The organism is Sagittula stellata E-37 (assembly GCF_039724765.1).
GTDB classification, from domain to species: Bacteria; Pseudomonadota; Alphaproteobacteria; order Rhodobacterales; family Rhodobacteraceae; genus Sagittula; species Sagittula stellata.
In genome coordinates this window covers 84373-102869 of the sequence record NZ_CP155730.1, presented here as the reverse complement: position 1 = coordinate 102869, position 18497 = coordinate 84373, and the positions used below count along the sequence as shown (strand labels likewise).

The window sequence follows — 18497 nt, the reverse complement described above, 5'->3', positions numbered from 1 at the left end:
TGTCTTCGTCAAAAGGTGTCAGCCAACTGATATGAGCACACTGGCTGGTTGGTCTGGCTGGGACAGTTGCGTTGATTTATCTGGATCCAAGTTGCGCTGCGGCGATCCTGCATCTCACGTTGCATCGTACAGACGGCTGATGAACTGGGACTCGCCTTTGAGGCCCGGTTGTTTGTTGTTGATTTGGCCGCGCCTGCTGGTCCGGCGGGCCTCAATCCCGCTTGATGTCGCCTTGGCTGATCGCAAGGATCGAAAGCTCTGGCGGCAGCCCAAGGGCCGTTTTCATGGCTGCATGATCGCTCTCGATGACGGTGTTGCGCCATTTCCTGTCGACATGCCGGATGCTCACGAAGTGTAGTTCATGTCGGCGGTTGATCTCGCGGATGACACGTCGATGGGTCGGAGCTTTATCCGTGACCATGATGACCGGACGATGGAGCGCTGCACGTTCTACCGGTTTGTTGAGAAAGGCTTTCGCGACTTTGGCATCTCGCTGCCCGGGCGGTCGGAAGTCGATCGTCTGCACGGCTGCAGCGATGGCGCGCCAGAGACAACACCGCTTGCCGATGACGCGGATATAGGTCGCGTCCATCGTACGGCAGGCCATCACAACGCGATCTGCCGAGAGGAGACGTGCAATCAACGCGGGTCCGGCGCAGGCGCTTCTCTGTGCGCTTGATGATCTCTTATCCGCCGAAAAGCCGCGCGGCGTCCTCCTGAGTGTAGCGCCCGAGACGCACATCTTCGGCCACCAGCGCGGGATCGCGGTCTTTTGCCGGGCCATAGCCGCCGCCGCCCGGTGTGCGCACCCGCACGCGGTCGCCCGCGGTCAGCGCGATGTCCTGCGCCTTGGAGAGGTGTTCGGGCACAAAGCTGTTGCCGGATTGCGTGACCAAAACCCGGTTCTTGCCGCCGTCCTCGCCGCCCAGAACACCCTGGGGGCCGAACCGGCCGTGATCCATCACGAAGCTGGCCCGCGCCGTGCCGCGCAGGATCTCCACCTCGTAATCCAGGCCGAACCCGCCGCGCTGCGTCCCCGCGCCGCCCGAGCCTTCATGCAGGGCATAGCGGTGGTAGAGCACCGGAAACTGCTGCTCCATGATCTCGACCGGCGGGGACTTGGAAATGCCGATGGTCGAACAGCCGTTCGAAATTCCGTCGCCCCCCGCATAGCCGCCGTAGCCGCCGCCCGAGATCTGGTACATCACGTAGCTGCGCCCCTCTTCGGGGATGTCGCCCCCCAGCGCAAAATTGCCCGAGGACCCGGCAGGCGCGGCTGTCACCAGCTCGGGCAGAGGCTCCACGAGGGCGGCAAAAACCGCCTCGGCGATCCGCTGGCTGACCTCGGCCGCACAGCCCGACACCGGGCGCGGATATTGCGCATCGAGGAAGGTATCGACGGGCCGCACGATCTTCAGCGGCTCGAAGGCACCCGCGCTGATCGGCACATCCGGGAAAATATGGCGCATCGCCAGATAGACCGAGGAATGCGTCGTCGCCAGGACCGAGTTCATCGGCCCCGCACAGGGGGCAGAGGAACCGGTGAAGTCAAAGCTCAGCCCGTCGCCATCCGCCGTGATCGCCAGCCGGATTTCCAGCGGTTCATCGACCACGCCGTCGCTGTCGACATAGGCGGTGGAGCGGTACACCCCCGGCGGGATCGCCGCGATGTTGGCGCGCATCTGCTGAGCCGCGCGGGTGCGCAGCTCGGCAATCGCCTCGCGCACCGTGTCATCGCCATAGCGATCCAGCAACCGCGTCAGGCGCGACTGGCCCACGTAAAGCGCCGCCGCCTGCGCCTTGACGTCACCGATCCGCTGCTCGGACACGCGGATGTTGGAGCAGATGATGGCGTAAATCTCGGCATCCATCTCACCCTCTTTGAACAGGCGGACGGGTGGCAGCCGCAGCCCTTCCTGCTCGACCGCGGTGGCCGAGGCCGAGAACCCGCCCGGCACCGCGCCCCCCGTGTCCGGCCAGTGACCGGTGTTGGAGAGCCAGCAGAAAATCTCGCCGTTCCGGTAGACGGGCATGGCAAAGCGCACGTCCATCAGGTGGGTGCCACCCAGATAGGGGTCGTTCACGATATAGATGTCGCCCGGCTTGGGGCTGGCCGCCTTGCCCGTATTGATCATCTCGATCAGCGTCGCGGTCGAAAACTGCATGGTGCCGACAAACACCGGCAGCCCTTGCGAGCCTTGCGCGATCAGGCTGCCGTCGACCGCCGAATAGATACCGTCCGAGCGATCGTTTGCCTCGGCGATCACCGGCGAGAAGGCGGCGCGGGAAAACGACAGGTCCATCTCGTCGCAGACCTGCTGCAGGCCCGACTGGATCACCGTCAACGTGATCGGATCAATGCTCATGGCTGCTCTCCCAGGGTTACGATCAGGTTACCGTCGGCGTCCTGCACGGCGCTGTCGCCCGGCTCCATCACCAGCGTGCAATCCATCTGTTCGACGATCACCGGGCCCGTCAGCACGGCGTCAGTAGGCAGGTGGTCGCGCCAATAAACCGGCGTGTCGACCCAACCATCGAACCACACGGACCGCGTGCCGGTCTGCGCCTCGGCCAGCGTCGCGCGGCGGTCGGCGGTGTCGATCAGCAGTGACAGGTCGACCTCGGGGCGGCGGCCGATGACCGACGTGTTCACGTTGACCAAGGCGGGGCGGATTTCGGGCAGCGTCACCTGGAAGCGCCTGAAATAAGCCTCTTCGAACAGCGCCTGCAATGCCTCTCGGGTGGGCGTGGCATCGGGCAGCGGCACGCGCAGCAGATGTGTCTGCCCGATGAACTGCATGTCCACCGAATGCATCAGGCGCAGCTCGGCAATCTCGACGCGCTCGCGGCCTATCGCGGCAGTGCCATCCTCGATCTGGCGGGCGAATGCGGCGTGGACCTCGTCGATGTCGCATTGATCCAGCGGCGTGTTCACCGTCTGCACGAAATCGTGCCGCAGGTCGGCCACGATACAGCCCAGGGCGTTGGTGATGCCGGGGCGCGCAGGCACCAGCACACGCGGCACGCCCAACTCGCGGGCAATGGCACAGGCGTGCAACGGCCCGGCCCCGCCAAAGGCGAAGAGGGCAAAATCGCGCGGGTCTTCACCCAGCGAAATCGACACCATCCGCACCGCATCCGCCATCTTGGCCGTGGCAATGCGCAGCACGGCCGCCGCCGCCTCCACCGCATCCAGCCCCAGCGGCGCCCCCAGCCTGCCAGCAAAGGCCTCGCGGATCGTGTCAAACGACACGTCCCCCGAAATCGTGTTCAGCTTGCCCGGGTCCATCCGCCCGAGCAGCATATTCGCATCCGAAATCGTCGGCTCCGTTCCGCCCTTGCCGTAACAGATCGGGCCAGGGGTCGAGCCGGCGCTGTCCGGCCCCACCTGCAGCAGCCCGGCCGCATTCACCCGGGCGATGGAGCCACCACCGGCCCCCACCGTGCGCACATCGACCATCGGCACATGGATCGGCATGGCATATTCGATCTCGATCTCGTGGCTGACCGCGGGATCGGCCCCCCGGATCATTGCCACATCGGTGCTGGTGCCGCCCATGTCATAGGTCAGCAGATCGGGGATGCCCGCCCGGCGCCCGGTATAGGCCGCCGCCATCACACCCGAGGCCGGGCCGGACATCACCGTCTTGGCCGCTTCCTCGGCCACGATCCGCGCCGAGACCATGCCGCCATTGCCGTTCATCACCAGCAGATCCCGGGTATAGCCCCGTTCGGCCAACCGATCCGCCAGCCGCTCGACATAGCGCCTTAGCAACGGCTGCACCGAGGCATTTACCGCCGCCGTCACCCCGCGCTCGAACTCGCGGCTTTCCGACAAGAGCGCGCTGCCCAGCGTGATGTTGCCGTTGGGCCATTCCTCGCGCGCAATCTCGCCTGCGCGGATTTCATGCGCTGGGTTGGCATAGGCGTGCAGGAAGTGGATCACCAGCGCCTCGCAGCCCTCGGCCACCAGCTTGCGCAGGGCGACGCGCAGGGCGTCCTCATCCAGCGCCAGATACTCGTTCCCATCCGCAAGCGTCCGTTCCGGCACCTCCAGGCGCAGATCGCGCGGGATCAGCGGGCGGAACTGGCCCGACATGCCATAGGCCCGCGGACGTGTCCGCCGACCCAGCTCCAGCACATCGCGAAACCCCATCGTCGTGATCAGCCCGGTCTTGCACAGCCGCCGTTCCAGCACCGCGTTTGTGGTGGTCGTCGTGCCGTGCACGATCAGGTCCAGCATCGCGGCGTCCACCTCGGCGGCGTCCAGCGCCGCGAGCACCCCATGCGCCTGATTGTCCAGCGTGGTCGGCACCTTGGCCAGCTTCACCCGTCCCGAACGGCTGTCGTAATGCACCAGATCGGTGAATGTCCCGCCCACGTCGATACCGGCAAAGCTGCCACTCAGTTCATTGTTGTCAGTCATGTGGTCGCCAAGTCCTTTTGCGCCAGAATGGCGGCCCGCACCCGATCCGGTGTGGCAGGCAGATGATGGATACGCGCGCCACTGGCGTCCGCGATGGCGTTCAGGATCGCCGGCGCCGTGGGTATCAGGCAATGTTCGCCCAGACCCTTGGCGCCATAGGGGCCATGTGCATCGCCGGATTCCACGATGATCGACCTGATGTACGGCACATCGCCCATCGTCGGGATCAGGTAGTCGTGCAGGTTTTCGGTCCGCCCGGGCAGGAACTCTTCCATCAGCGCCAGCCCGATGCCCTGCGCAATGCCGCCTTCGATCTGCCCTTCGACCAGCAGCGGGTTGATCGCCCGCCCCACGTCATGCGCGGCCAGAAACCGCAACAGTTTCACGGTGCCCAGCTCCATGTCGACCTCAAGCTCGACGATCTGCGCCGCCGTGCCGAAGACCGCATAGGGCGACCCCTGCCCCTTTGCATCCATCGGCAGCGTCGGCGGGTCATAGCTTTCCTGCACTTCGAGCGCATATCCTTCGGCCTCGGGCAGTTCGATCCGGCGCAGCACGTCGCCTTCCGACAGCTCGATCAGGCCATCCACAAAGGAAATCGCGGCCCCTTCGCCCACATTGCCCAGACGCAGGATCTGCGCCCGCAGCGCCTCGCCCGCGAGTCGTGCGGCGTTGCCGGTGATAAAGGTCTGGCGGCTGGCCGAGGTCTTGCCCGCGTCCGGCGTCACATCGGTATCCGGCCCCACCAGAGTGACCTGCGCCAGCGGCACCCCAAGCGCCTCAGCGAAAATCTGGGGGATGACAGTGTTCGACCCCTGGCCGATATCCACCGCCCCCTGGTGCAGCATCAGCTTTCCGTCCGAGGTGACACCCGCGCGGATGGTCGAGGGGTTCGACATCGACGTGTTGCCACAGCCATACCAGCCACCCGCCACGCCAACCCCGCGCTTGATCTGAGAATGGGCCGCATTGAATGCCTTGGCCTCGGCGAGCGCGCGCTCCCATTCCGGTTTCAGCGCGTCAAAGCAGGCATCGATGCCCATCCCGGTGTCAAAGATCTGCCCCGTGACGGTCGCATCGCCGTTCTGCAGGCAATTCAGCCGCCGAAATGCCAGCCGGTCCATGCCCAACTCATGGGCCAGCAGATCGAACAACTGCTCCTGCGCCACGGCCGATTGCGGCACGCCAAAGCCCCTAAACGCGCCGGACGGCGCCGTATTGGTGTGGATGGCGACGCTGTTGGCCTCGTAATGCGGCAGGCGGTAGGGACCCGAGGCGTGGATCGGCACACGGTTGGCCACCGTCGGACCCCAGCTTGCATAGGCCCCGGTGTTGAACACGCCGTCAAACCGCGCCGCCACGAGCCGTCCGTCGGCATCCGCCCCGATCTTCATCGCAATCTCGGACGGGTGGCGTTTGGTCGAGGTGGCGATGCTTTCGGCGCGGCTGTAGGCTATGCGCACTGGCTGTCCCGATATCCAGGCGGCAAGCGCCACATAGGGCTGTGCGGTCAGGTCCAGCTTCGATCCAAAGCCACCGCCCACCGCCGTGGGCAGGATGCGCACGGCCTCCGGGTCCAGCCCCAATATCAACGCCAGCGCGTCGCGGTTCATATAGGGCGCCTGCGTGCAGCACTGAACCTCGATCCGGTTCCCGACCCTGCGGGCCGACGCCGCCTCGGGCTCAATATAGCCGTGTTCGATGAACCCGGTCGAAAACTGGCCAGACACCACGTGAGCGGCGTCTTTCATCCCGGCATCCGCATCGCCGCGCGCCACCAGCCCGCGACACATGACGTTGTCGGCGCGGTCGCCGTGCACCAAGTCTGCGGTTTCTGCCCCCTTTGGCGTCAGTTGCGCCGGGCGTTCGTCCCACTCCACCGGAAAGGCGCCCATTGCGTCCAGAACCTCGGCGCGGCCCACCACGGCCGCCACCGCTTCGCCTTTGAAGCGCGCCTCGCCTTCGGCAAACACCGGCTGGTCGATGAACCCCGGAATGACGCCAAAGAGGTTCTCTCCCGGCACGTCCCGCGCCGTCAGGATCAGGTCCAGCCCGTTGGCCGCCTGGTATGCCTCCAGATCTCCAAAGCGAAACCCCGCGCGGTGGAAGGGCGAGCGGATCACCCGTAGCGTCAGCGCATCCGCCGGGGGCACATCGTCGCCAAACCGCTCAGCACCCGACACCTTGGGCCAGCCGTCCAGCCGCGCCACCCGCGCGCCAACGCCGCCCTCGCTCAGGGTGTCTTCGGTGTTGCCCGCATCCAGCACCGCCGCGATGATCTTGCGATAGCCGGTGCAGCGGCAGAGCACGCCGCCCAACGCATCGGCAACCCGCTCTTCGCTGAGGGCCGTGCCGGAGCGCAACAGGGCCACCGCCGACACCATCATGCCTGGCGTGCAGATCCCGCATTGCGCCGCCTGATGGCGCTGGAACGCCTGCGCCAGGCGCAGGGCATCCGGGTCATCGGCCACCAGTCCTACCTGCGTTTCAACCGCTCGCCCCTGCGCCTGCCCGGCTGCGGTGATGCAGGCACAGACCGGCGCGCCGTCCAGCAGGACGGTACAGGCCCCGCAATCGCCCGCGTTGCACCCCACTTTGACATCCAGCGCGCCCGCGTCGCGGCGCAGAACCTCGGACAGCCGCGCTGTTGGCGATGCGGACAGCGTGATCTCGGTCCCGTTCAGAGTCAGCGAAATCTGCCCTTTGGGTTCATCAAGCGACATCGGTTCTCTCCACCGCATCCACCAGCGTACGCTGCACCAGCGTGCGCACCGCATCCTTGCGAAAGGCCGCACTGGCCCGCACATCGTCAATCGGGGTCAACGCCTCCAGGCTGACGTCGGCGACAATGCCCCCGACATCCCCCGACGCGGCACCGGCCAGCGCCGCTTCCAGATCGACCAGCCGCCGCGCCACCGGCGAACAGGACCCGACGGCGATACGCGCATTTACGATCCGCCCGTCCTCGGCGTGGACGACAGCGCCGACCATCGCGATCGAAATCACCAGATACCGCCGCGCGCCCAGTTTGCGAAACGCACCACGGCCCGGCGCGTCCGGCACATGGATCGCCAACATCAATTCGTCCGCTGCCAGATCGACCTTGCGAACGCCCTGGATGAACGCGCTCAGCGGCACCCGCCGCACGCCGCCTGGCCCCGTAAGCTCCACCTCGGCATCCAGCGCCATCAGCGCCGGAACGCCGTCCGCCGCAGGCGAGGCATTGCACAGGTTGCCTGCAACCGTTCCGGTGTTCTGGATCTGCACCGACCCGACCTCTCGCGCGGCCAGCTTGAGGCCGTCGAACAGCGCAGGCAGATCTGCGCGCACCACATCCGTCCATGTCGTTGCCGCGCCGATCCGCCAGCCCTCGCCCACCCGCGTGATCCCGCGCATCCCCGCCACCGCCGACACATCGATCATCCGAGCAGGCGGCGGCGCATCGCGCAGACCCGGATATACATCCGTACCCCCCGCCAGAATGACCCCGCCGCCTTCGGCCAGCAGGGCAAGGGCCGCGTCCAGTGTCTCGGGTCGATGAAGCGTCATGCGGTGCCCCTTTCACTGCCCGGACCACGCCCGAGCTTCATTTGTGTGCAAATGATACAAGCTCACCGTAGAAACTTGCACGAAAAGTTGTCAATCGTCCTGATCGCGTCCGGGCACTTATCGGCCAGAAAAGCTTTTTCATTTGTGTACGAACGACTTTTGACGCAGCATCTGCTTTGAAATTATGCAGAGTGGAGCACTGAGATGACCGATCTTGCCATTGACCCCATCCTTCAGGGCCGGCCTGCGGGATACGACATTCCCGCCGCCTGTTTCGGGCTGACCGTCACCGAGGTTGAGCATTACACCGACCGGTTGTTCCGCTTTCGCGTGGCCCGCCCCGCCACGTTCCGTTTTCGCTCGGGCGAGTTCGTGATGATCGGCCTGCCCAACGCAGACCGTCCTGTCATGCGCGCTTACTCCATTGCCTCTCCCGCCTGGGACGACACGCTGGAGTTCTACTCGATCAAGGTGCCCGACGGCCCGCTGACAGAGCATCTTCAAAACATTCGAGTGGGCGACACCGTCCTCATGCGCAAGAAACCCACCGGCACGCTGGTTCTGGATGCGCTGACCCCCGGCAAGCGGCTGTGGATGCTCTCCACCGGCACCGGCATCGCGCCTTTTGCCTCGCTGATTCGCGATCCCGAGACCTATGAACGCTTTGACGAAGTCATTCTGTGCCACGGCTGTCGCGAGGTGGCCGAACTGACCTATGGCGACGAGATCACCAAGGCCACCCTGAACGATCCTCTGGTGGGCGAGTTGGCCCAGGGCCGTTTGCGACTGTTCAACACCGCCACCCGTGAGGCCTACAAGGTGCAGGGCCGCATCACCGACATGATCCGGTCGGGGGACATATATACTGCACTCGATGTGCCCCCGATCACCCCCGCCGACGACCGTGTCATGATCTGCGGATCAATGGAGATGCTGGCCGATTGCCGCGCAATCTGCCTTGAACGCGGGTTGGAAGAAGGCGCCAACAACCGTCCCGCTGAATTCGTGGTCGAAAAGGCCTTCGTGGACTGATCCACACCGCAAGGCTACGCAAAACTGTTGACACGCAAACGGGTGACATGCGTTCGTATACAAACGAATTGCACATCCGCCATGATCCGCCCGTTTGCAAACCCCCCGGAGCCCGCACCGTGACCGAGACACCCAGCAAACGTCCCCAGACCGCCAAGCCGGAAAAGATCCGCTGCGATGCCTGCCCGGTCATGTGCTACATCGCGGAAGGTCGCTCGGGGGCCTGCGACCGCTATGCCAACGAGGGCGGCGAACTGGTGCGCCTTGACCCGCTGACCATTCTGGAAAACCGGGAAGATACGCCACTGGTGCCCTTCCTCGACCGCGAATGGGACGGCGACCTGGTGTCGGGCGAAGACACCTTCATCACCGCCGTGGGCTCCGGCACGACCTATCCTGACTACAAACCGGCCCCCTTCATCGTCGCCTCGAAATCCGCAGGCGTCGACATGATCACCGTCGTCACCGAGGGCATCTTTTCCTATTGCGGGGCCAAGGTGAAGATCGACACCGACCGCCACCTTGGCAGCGAATGCGCCCCTGTGCGCGCCGAGGGCGAGGTGATCGGCCACGTCTCGACATCGGAATACGGCTCGCAAATGTTGTCGCTGGGCGGAGTCAACCACCTAACCGGCGGTTCCAAGAAAGAGGGGCGCGCAACCTGTGCCGCCCTTCTGGCGCTCTGCAACGGGGAACAGGTCGCGCTGACCATCGACAACGGTGCAGATCTTGAGATTGCCGCCGGTCAGCCCCCCATCGTCAACGGCGCACCTGAGCAACGGATGCGCGTCGGCTGCGGATCGGCCACGGTGGGCATGTTCGCCGCGCAATGGCAGGGGCTGGTCGACGAGGTGGTCGTTGTCGACGATCACATCACAGGCGTCATGTCCGAGCATCAGGCGGGCAAAGTCATCGGCTGGGCCCCCTCCGGCATCAGAATCAAGGGCCGCCGCTCGACCCCGGGGCGCTACTTTCAGGTGGCCGAGCCCGGCATCGGCTGGGGCGGCACCGACCTGACCGATCCGCTCGACATTCTGGACAGCTGGAAACCCGATCAGGCGCGGGCCGGTCAATCGCTGCTGATGGTCTCCACCACCGGCGAGAACGCCGCCTATTATGAGCTGAACGACGATCTGGTGCCGGTGCAAAAGGACATGCCCGCGCGCCTTCTGCCGTCGGTGAAACGCATCGAGGAGAACTGCGAACCGTCGCTGACCTCGGTGCTGTTCATGGCCGGGGCTGGCGGGTCGTTGCGGTCCGGTGTGACCGAAAACCCGGTGTCGCTGACCCGCTCGGTCCAGTCGCGGCTGACCCGCGTCACCTCGGGCGGCGCGCCGGTGTTCATCTGGCCGGGCGGAGGCATCACCTTCATGGCCGATGTCACGCAGATGCCGAAGAACGCCTTTGGGTACGTGCCCACGCCTGCGCTGGTCGCCCCGATCGAATTCACCATGACGGCGGCCGATTACGCCGCCCTTGGTGGCCATATGGACTATGTCATGCCGCTCGAAGACGCCCTGCGCGGCTCCAAGGGGCGGCAGAACGATCACCGCCTGTCCGGCCAACGCTCCGAAGCGCGCAAGACCGGCGCGCCCTGGCCGGTCGGGTCAGCCACGTCCAGGGGCACATCGTGAGTTGGCAGGAAGCCCCGACGGCGCATCTGTCGCCCGACGGTCGCCTGCGGTTGATCCATGGGCCGATTGACCTGATTGTTGCGGCCGAGGGCCCTTCGCAGGCCGTGCGGGCCGCCTATCTGCGCGCCTCGGACGCCTTCAAGCCTGTCTTGACCGATCTGGTGGCTGAGCTGCCCCGCCTGCGCCAGCCCGACGGGCCTGCGCCGACCGGCGTGATCGCCCGAAAGATGCACCAGGCCACCTGCCCCTTTGCCCCAATCTTCATCACCCCGATGGCCGCCGTCGCCGGTGCCGTGGCGGATCACATGCTTTCCGCCCTGCTGGCCCCCAACCACGGCCTCACCCGCGCCCATGTCAACAACGGCGGCGACATCGCTCTGTGGACCGAAGGCCAGCCCCTGCGCCTCGCCATCTGCGAAGACCCCACCACTGCCGCCCCCGGCGCGCAGGCCGAGATCGGGCCGCAGGACGGCATCGGCGGGGTGGCCACCTCAGGCTGGCGGGGCCGGTCGCATTCGCTGGGCATTGCCGACGCGGTGACCGTTCTGGCCGCCACCGCCTCACAGGCCGACGCCGCCGCCACGCTGATCGCCAACGCGGTCACCCTGCCCGACCATCCCGCCATCACCCGGGCGCCGGCCAACAGCCTGTCACCCGACAGCGATCTGGGCGCGCGGCTGGTCACCACCGATGTCGCCCCCCTTTCCCACGCGGACCTGAGCCACGCCCTCGACCATGGCGAAGCGCTTGCTCTGGATTTCGCCGCACGCGGCCTGATCGTCGGCGCATGTCTTGCCACTCAGGGCCAAAGACGCATGGTCGGCACAACGAAGACCGCCCGCGTCCCGCAGGCGCAGACCAAGGACCTTATCCATGCCTGAACCCGTGATCCGCAAAACGGCGATCCTGACCGAGACGATCTATCACGAGGGCGGTCCGGCCCCGGACACACCCCTGCGCCGCGCCGCCTGCATGACCGTCATCGCGAACCCTTTCGCCGGGCGCTATGTCGAAGATATTCAGGGGTTCATGAAAGACCTGGAACCCTTGGGCAAGGAAATGGCGCAGCAACTGGTCGCGGCCCTGGGCGGTGATCCCGCCGTTATCGAGGGCTATGGCAAGGGCGCCATCGTCGGCACCAACGGCGAATTGGAACACGGCGCGCTGTGGCATGTGCCCGGTGGCTACGCCATGCGCGACACCATCGCGGACAGCATGGCCATCGTGCCCTCGACCAAGAAGATCGGCGGACCCGGCACACGTCTCGATGTGCCGATCACCCACACCAACGCCTCCTATGTGCGCAGCCATTTCGACGCCATGGAGGTGGGCCTGTCCGATGGTCCCAAGGCCGACGAAATCCTGCTGGTTCTGGTCATGAGCACCGGCGCTCGCATTCACGCCCGCGTCGGCGGGCTCGCCGCCAAGGACGTCAAGGGCGAGGACGGCTTGCGGTGAAGCTGCGCCGCCTCATAACGCTGGTCGAAGAGACGCGGATAGAGATGGGCCAACCCATCTCGCCCCCGGCCCGCCGCGCGCTGGCGGCGGCGGTCATCGCCAACCCCTACGCGGGCCGCTACGTCGAAGACCTTGCCGAGCTCATCGGCACCGGCGCTGAGCTCGGCGCGCTGCTGGGCACCGAGGCGCTGGCCGCATTGGGCTGTGCCGCGGGCGACGTTCAGGGCTATGGCAAGGCCGCCCTTGTCGGTGAAGACGGTGAGCTGGAACATGCCGCGGCCCTTCTCCACCCGACGCTCGGCGCGCCCCTGCGCGACGTGCTGGGCGGCGGCAAGGCGCTGGTGCCCTCCTCCAAGGCGATGGGGGGGCCGGGAACCGTCATCGACGTGCCGCTGGGCCACAAGGACGCCGCCTATGTGCGCAGCCACTTCGACGGGATGCGCCTGCAATTGCCTGACGCCCCGCGCCGTGGTGAAATCGTCGTGGCCGTGGCGCTGCAACTGGGCGGGCGGCCCAACCCCCGCGTCAGCGGACTGACACACGCTGAAGTCACAGGTGCGGACGGGCTGCGCTAGAAACACCACCAAGGAGGTCGACATGTCGAATTTCATACGCAACGCCTGGTACGTCGCCGCATGGTCGACCGAGATCGACGACGACCTGCGCCGCTTTACCATCCTTGGCGATCACGTCGTCATGTACCGCAAATCCGATGGCGGGGTGGTTGCCCTCGAAGACCGCTGCCCGCACCGCCTGCTGCCGCTGTCGAAGGGCAAGCGTGTGGGCGACAATGTGCAATGCGGCTATCACGGGCTGACGTTCGACTGTTCGGGGGCATGCGTGCGGGTGCCGGGCCAGACCAACCTACCCAAATCCGCCTATGTCGAGGCCTTCCCCACCGAAGAACGCCACGGCATCGTCTGGATCTGGATGGGCGACGCCGCCCGCGCAGACACCAGCAAGATCTTCGACATGCCCGAATTCACCGACCCGGGCTGGAAGGTTCACCACGGCGACGCCCTGCACCTCAGGTCCAACTACCTGAACGTGGCCGAAAACCTCGTCGACCCCGCGCATGTGAGCTTTGTCCACCCCACCACGCTGGGCAACGCGGCGTCGGAAAACGTGCCCGTGCATGTCCAGACCGAAGGCGAGGCGATTGTCGCCTGGCGCTGGATCCGCGATGCCGAGCCCATCGGGTTCTTCAAGGGCTTCGGCGGCTTTACCGGCAACGTCGACCGCTGGCATTACTACTACCTCTACACGCCCTGCACCGCCGTGATCGACTTCGGCTCGGCCCCCGCCGAGGAGGCCATTGCCGAGGATGAACGCGACAAGGGCGTCCGCATCTTCGCCCTGCATTTCATCACCCCGGTGACCGAGACCTATTCCATCGACCGCTGGATGCACATCCGCAACACCGCGCTTGACGATCCCGAGGCCGAGACAACCATGGACAAGATGTTCCGCACCGCCTTTCAGGAGGACAAGGACATCCTTGAAGCCGTGCAAGAGGAAGAGAACCGCCCCGCCAAGCGACGCCCCATCCGCATCGCCATCGACAAGGGACCTCTGGTGTACCGCAAGCGGATCAACGACCTTATCGAACTCGAACGCACCGAAGATCTGGCAAGCGACCCCTCGCCTGCCTTTGTCTACCACGACTAACCGGCGTCAGACCGGGCAAAACGGCGGCACCGACTGCCACCAACAGACCGGCAGGAGACTGCCGCCAACAGGAGAGACACCAATGACCTTCACGCGACGCACCCTGCTCGCTGCTACCACCGCCCTTGCACTGGCCCCTGTGGCCGCCTTGGCGCAGGACACGATCAAGATCGGTGAGATCAACCACTACAAGCGCATGGCGGCCTTTGCCGAGCCCTACAAGATGGGTATCGAACTGGGCCTCAAGGAAATCAACGACGCCGGCGGTGTGCTGGGCAAACCGCTGGAATTCATCTTCCGCGACGATCAGGGCGACCCCGCTGAAGCTGTCAAGATTGCAGAAGAGCTGATGACCCGTGACGGGGCCGTCATGCTGACCGGCTCGATCCTTTCGCACGTCGGTCTGGCGCTGTCCTCTTTTGCCGCTGAAAAGGGCTATCTCTACCTTGCCGCCGAGCCGCTGGCCGACAGCCTTGTGTGGACCTCGGGCAACCCCAACACCTTCCGCCTGCGCGCCTCGACCTGGATTCAGGCCGCGATGCTGGCCGAAGAAGCCGCCAAGACCGACGCGGTGAAATACGCGACCATCGCGCCCAACTATGCCTACGGTCAGGATGCCGTCGCCGCCTTCAAGGAGAACCTCAAGCGGCTCAAGCCCGAGGTCGAATTCGTCGCGGAACAATGGCCCGCCCTGTTCAAAATCGACGCCGGCGCCGAGGTGCAGGCCATCGAACGCGCCAAACCCGACGCGATCTACAACGTCACCTTCGGCACCGACCTTGCCAAGTTCGTGCGTGAGGGCGGCGACCGTGGCCTTTTCGACGGCCGCCCGGTCTATGGCCTGCTGTCCGGCGAGCCCGAGTATCTGGAACCGCTGGGCGATGAAGCCCCCGAGGGCTGGTTCGTCACCGGCTATCCCTGGTACGGCTTTGAAGACGGCACGGCGGAAAAAGCCTTTGTGGATGCCTACATGGCCGAAACCGGCGAAACGCCCAAGATCGGCTCGCTGGTCGGTTACCTCGACGTGATCTCCATCGCCGCCGCTATCGAAAAGGCCGGTGCCACCGACACGGACTCGCTGATTGCCGCCTTCGAAGGGCTGGAAATCCCCGACACACCCATCGGCACGCTGATGTATCGCGAGGTCGACAACCAGTCGAACATGGGCGCCTATGTCGGCACCCTCGCGATGCAGGACGGCAAGGGTGTCATGGTCGACTGGACCTATAAATCGCCCGACGGCTACATGCCTTCGGACGAAGAAATCAAGGCGATGCGCCCGGCGGAATAAGCCCCGCGCGACCGGCAGGTGGGCACAGCGCCCGCCTGCCACATCCCTTCCCGACATGACACTCCGCTTGGCGGTGCACGCCCAAGGATTATCTTCCGCATGGCCTTTTTCTTTGCCCAGCTCCTGACCGGCCTCGCCAATGCCTGCTCGCTGTTCCTGGTGGCCTCGGGCCTGTCGCTGATCTTCGGCGTCACCCGGATCGTCAACTTTGCCCACGGGTCGTTCTACATGCTGGGCGCCTTCGTCGGCGTCACCTTGATGCAGGTGCTGCCCGGTGCCATGGGGTTCTGGGGGGCGATCCTTCTGACCGGCCTTGTGGTCGGCGCCATCGGGGCCTTTGTCGAAATGGTGGTGCTGCGCCCGATCTACCGCGCCCCCGAACTGTTCCAGCTGGTTGCCACCTTCGGCGTGATCCTCGTCATCCAGGACCTTGCCCTGATGGTCTGGGGCGCTGAAGACCGCATGGGCCCGCGTGCGCCCGGCCTGCGCGGCGTCTGGCGCATCTTCGGCGAACCGGTGCCCAAGTACGATCTGGTGATCATCGCCATCACCCCGCTGATCCTATTTGCCCTGTGGTATCTCATCACCAAGACACGGGTCGGCGTGCTGGTCCGCGCCGCCACGCAAGACCGCGAGATGGTCGGCGCACTTGGCGTCAATCAGGCCTGGCTGTTCACCGGCGTCTTTGCCCTCGGCTCGGCGCTGGCCGGCTGGGGCGGCGCGCTGCAACTGCCCAAGGGCGGGGCCGATCTTCTGATGGATTTCAACATCATCGGCGCGGCCTTCGTCGTCGTGGTGATCGGCGGCATGGGATCGCTGCCCGGGGCCTTCATTGCGGCGGTGCTGATCTCGGTGCTGAACGTCTTTGGCGTCACCTATCTGCCGCAATCCACGCTGGTGCTGATGTTTGTCGTCATGGCCGTGGTCCTGATCATCCGCCCCTACGGCCTGCTCGGCCGGGAGGAAGTCGCGGGCGAACACGGACAGGTCGGCGCACCCGAAAGCCCGATCCGCCCCTACGGCCCCACCGGTCAGATGGTGGTGGTCGCCCTGTTGCTCATGCTGGCTGCCCTGCCCCTGTTTGCCGACCGCTTCGTGCTGATCCTGCTGATCGACATGTTGGTCTTTGCCCTCTTCGCCGCCTCGCTGCATTTCATCCTTGGCACCGGTGGCATGGTCAGCTTTGGCCACGCGGCGTTCTTTGGCGGCGGCGCCTATGCCGCGGCGCTGCTGGTCTATCATCTCGAAACCCCGATGGAGATCGCATTCCTGTTTGCCCCGCTAGCCGCCGGCCTGCTGGCGCTGGGGATCGGCTGGTTCTGCATCCGCCTCAGCGGTGTTTACTTTGCCATGCTCACGCTGGCCTTTTCACAGCTGGTCTGGTCGATGGCCTATCAATGGCGCGACCTGACGCGCGGCGATGACGGGCTGGTCAACATCTGGCCTGCAAGCTGGCTGAGCGGCACGACCCCGTTCTATTACTTCACCCTGGCCTTCGGTGTCGGCGGCATCCTGGTGCTGCGCCACATCATCCATTCGCCTTTTGGCTATGCTTTGCGCGCAGGCCGAGACAGCCCGCGTCAGGCCGAGGCGATGGGCATCAATGTCAAGCGCGTCCAGCACGTCGCCTTCGGGCTGGCAGGCGTCATGGCCGGGCTGGCGGGCGGCATCTTCGTCTTCTCCAAAGGGTCCGTCTTCCCGACCGAACTGGAGATCGGGGCCTCTTTCGACGCGCTCATCGTGGTCTTCCTTGGCGGTGTCAAAACGCTCGCCGGTGGCGTCGTCGGCGCGGGCTTCATGACGGTGGTCGAAGACTGGCTGACCCGGCTCGAATACTGGCGTCTGGTTCTGGGCCTTGTCATCATCGCCGTGGTCATCATCGCGCCCGAAGGCATCGTCGGCACCCTGCGCAGCACGTGGGCCAAATTCCGCGGCACCAACGATGAGGCCGTCAAATGACCGAGATCCTGCGTGTCGAAGACCTCAAGAAAAGTTATGACGGTTTTCTGGCCGTCAACGGCGTGTCCTTTGCGGTGGAACAGGGCGAGCTCAAGGCCCTGATCGGTCCCAACGGCGCCGGTAAATCCACCTGTTTCAACATGCTGATGGGCCAGCTGAAACCGACCGCCGGTCAGGTGTTTCTGGACGGCGAAAACGTGACCGGCCAGCGCCCCCGTGAGATCTGGCGCAAGGGGGTCGGCCGCACATTCCAGATCACCGGCACCTACCAGTCGATGAGCGTGATCGAGAACGTGCAGATGGCGCTGATGAGCCACCACCGCAAACTCTTCTCGATGCTGCCCCGCGCATGGAAACTGTACCGCGAGGAGGCTTTCGAGTTCCTGCAAACAGTGTCGATGGCCGATCAGGCCGACCGCCCCTGCTCGGTTCTGGCCTACGGCGACCTCAAGCGGCTCGAACTGGCCATCGCCCTCACCCACCGCCCCCGCCTGTTGCTGATGGACGAACCCACCGCCGGCATGGCGCCCTCGGCGCGCATCGAACTGATGCAGCTGGTGGCCGATATCGTGCGCGATCAGGGCGTGTCCGTCCTTTTTACCGAGCACGACATGGACGTGGTCTTTGCCCACGCGCATCACATCATGGTGCTGAACCGGGGCGAGCTGATTGCCGACGGCAGCGCCGCAGAGGTGCGTGAAAATCCGCAGGTCCAAGAGGTTTATCTGGGCGGCGGCACGTTGTTCAAGGAGGCGCAGGATGCTTAACGTCGAGGGCATTCACAGCTATTACGGCAAGGCCCATATCCTGAACGGCCTGTCCTTCCAGATCGGCCGGGGCGAGGTCGTGGCCCTGCTGGGGCGCAACGGCGCGGGCAAATCCACCACCATGAAATCGGTGTTGCAACTGGTCCGGCCCCGCACGGGCCGGGTCATGTTCCAGGGCACCGACCTTGTCGGCGCACCGGCCTTTCGCGTCGCCAAGGCCGGCATCGGCTATGTGCCCGAAGACCGCCGCATCTTCACCGACCTGACGGTGATGGAAAACCTCGAAGTCGGCCGCCAACCCCGCCGCGACGGCGCGCCGACGTGGAGCGTCGAGCAACTGTTCGACATCTTCCCCAACCTGGCCGAACGCCGAAACAACCGTGGCAAACATATGTCGGGCGGCGAACAGCAAATGCTGACCATCGCCCGCACGCTTATGGGCAACCCGCTGCTCTTGTTGCTCGACGAACCCTCAGAAGGCATTGCGCCGGTGATCGTCGAAGAGATGGCCAATACAATTCTCAAGCTCAAGGCCGAAGGGCTGACGGTGATGATCTCGGAACAGAACCTGCACTTTGCCCGCGCCGTTGCCGACCGCGCCATCATCATCGAAGGCGGCGAGAAGAAGTTCGACGGCAGCTTTGCCGAACTCGAAGCCCATCCCGAAATCCGCGATGCCTACCTGTCGGTCTGATCCGACAGGCGTCTTGCCT

Annotated in this window: 14 protein-coding genes and 1 pseudogene; 10 read left to right on the top strand and 5 right to left on the bottom strand. The window is 65.2% G+C overall.

Going from position 1 to position 18497, the window contains the following annotated elements; all coding sequences use genetic code 11:
• Positions 1-114 precede the first annotated feature (114 nt).
• The 5 genes and pseudogenes from ABFK29_RS21915 to ABFK29_RS21895 all read right to left on the bottom strand — a co-directional run.
• Positions 115-686: pseudogene (locus ABFK29_RS21915) on the bottom strand (DDE-type integrase/transposase/recombinase); the annotation flags it as partial.
• The gene (locus tag ABFK29_RS21910) at positions 687-2366 is read right to left on the bottom strand and encodes a hydantoinase B/oxoprolinase family protein (RefSeq protein ID WP_005862005.1); all 1680 of its coding nucleotides are present in this window, start codon (positions 2364-2366) and stop codon (positions 687-689) included.
• Positions 2363-4426 carry a hydantoinase/oxoprolinase family protein gene (locus tag ABFK29_RS21905; protein ID WP_005862006.1) on the bottom strand — a complete coding sequence of 688 codons (2064 nt, stop codon included), beginning with the start codon at positions 4424-4426 and terminating at the stop codon, positions 2363-2365. The genes ABFK29_RS21910 and ABFK29_RS21905 overlap by 4 nt, the downstream gene beginning before the upstream one ends.
• Positions 4423-7149 (bottom strand): molybdopterin-dependent oxidoreductase, encoded by a 2727-nt coding sequence (locus tag ABFK29_RS21900; protein WP_040604930.1) that lies wholly within the window; start codon positions 7147-7149, stop codon positions 4423-4425. The genes ABFK29_RS21905 and ABFK29_RS21900 overlap by 4 nt, the downstream gene beginning before the upstream one ends.
• Positions 7139-7975: an FAD binding domain-containing protein gene (locus tag ABFK29_RS21895; RefSeq protein WP_005862010.1), complete on the bottom strand. Its 837-nt coding sequence runs from the start codon at positions 7973-7975 to the stop codon at positions 7139-7141. Before ABFK29_RS21895 ends, ABFK29_RS21900 begins: the two co-directional genes overlap by 11 nt.
• A gap of 204 nt (positions 7976-8179) precedes the next feature.
• Between ABFK29_RS21895 and ABFK29_RS21890 the strand changes: the two genes are divergently transcribed.
• The 10 genes from ABFK29_RS21890 (at position 8180) to ABFK29_RS21845 (ending at position 18478) form a co-directional block, all read left to right on the top strand.
• On the top strand, positions 8180-9007 hold the full coding sequence (locus ABFK29_RS21890) for a ferredoxin--NADP reductase (RefSeq protein ID WP_005862012.1): 828 nt from the start codon (positions 8180-8182) through the stop codon (positions 9005-9007).
• A gap of 191 nt (positions 9008-9198) precedes the next feature.
• Complete coding sequence (locus ABFK29_RS21885) at positions 9199-10641, top strand: 6-hydroxynicotinate reductase (RefSeq protein WP_232281603.1); 1443 nt, start codon at positions 9199-9201, stop codon at positions 10639-10641.
• Positions 10638-11522 (top strand): UPF0280 family protein, encoded by an 885-nt coding sequence (locus ABFK29_RS21880; protein WP_005862016.1) that lies wholly within the window; start codon positions 10638-10640, stop codon positions 11520-11522. Before ABFK29_RS21885 ends, ABFK29_RS21880 begins: the two co-directional genes overlap by 4 nt.
• Positions 11515-12099, top strand: coding sequence for an amino acid synthesis family protein (locus ABFK29_RS21875; RefSeq protein ID WP_005862018.1), 585 nt, complete (start codon positions 11515-11517; stop codon positions 12097-12099). The genes ABFK29_RS21880 and ABFK29_RS21875 overlap by 8 nt, the downstream gene beginning before the upstream one ends.
• A complete protein-coding gene (locus tag ABFK29_RS21870; protein WP_005862020.1) occupies positions 12096-12674 on the top strand; it encodes an amino acid synthesis family protein in 579 nt (192 codons plus the stop codon). Before ABFK29_RS21875 ends, ABFK29_RS21870 begins: the two co-directional genes overlap by 4 nt.
• A gap of 22 nt (positions 12675-12696) precedes the next feature.
• Positions 12697-13767, top strand: a complete 1071-nt coding sequence (locus ABFK29_RS21865) for an aromatic ring-hydroxylating dioxygenase subunit alpha (RefSeq protein ID WP_005862022.1) — start codon at positions 12697-12699, stop codon at positions 13765-13767.
• An 82-nt stretch (positions 13768-13849) separates the two neighbouring features.
• Positions 13850-15058 (top strand): ABC transporter substrate-binding protein, encoded by a 1209-nt coding sequence (locus tag ABFK29_RS21860; protein ID WP_005862023.1) that lies wholly within the window; start codon positions 13850-13852, stop codon positions 15056-15058.
• Positions 15059-15157: 99 nt separating this feature from the next.
• Entirely contained in the window at positions 15158-17017 is a 1860-nt protein-coding gene (locus tag ABFK29_RS21855; RefSeq protein WP_005862024.1) for an ABC transporter permease, read from the top strand.
• On the top strand, positions 17014-17784 hold the full coding sequence (locus ABFK29_RS21850; protein WP_005862025.1) for an ABC transporter ATP-binding protein: 771 nt from the start codon (positions 17014-17016) through the stop codon (positions 17782-17784). Before ABFK29_RS21855 ends, ABFK29_RS21850 begins: the two co-directional genes overlap by 4 nt.
• On the top strand, positions 17777-18478 hold the full coding sequence (locus ABFK29_RS21845) for an ABC transporter ATP-binding protein (protein ID WP_005862026.1): 702 nt from the start codon (positions 17777-17779) through the stop codon (positions 18476-18478). Before ABFK29_RS21850 ends, ABFK29_RS21845 begins: the two co-directional genes overlap by 8 nt.
• Positions 18479-18497: the final 19 nt, after the last annotated feature.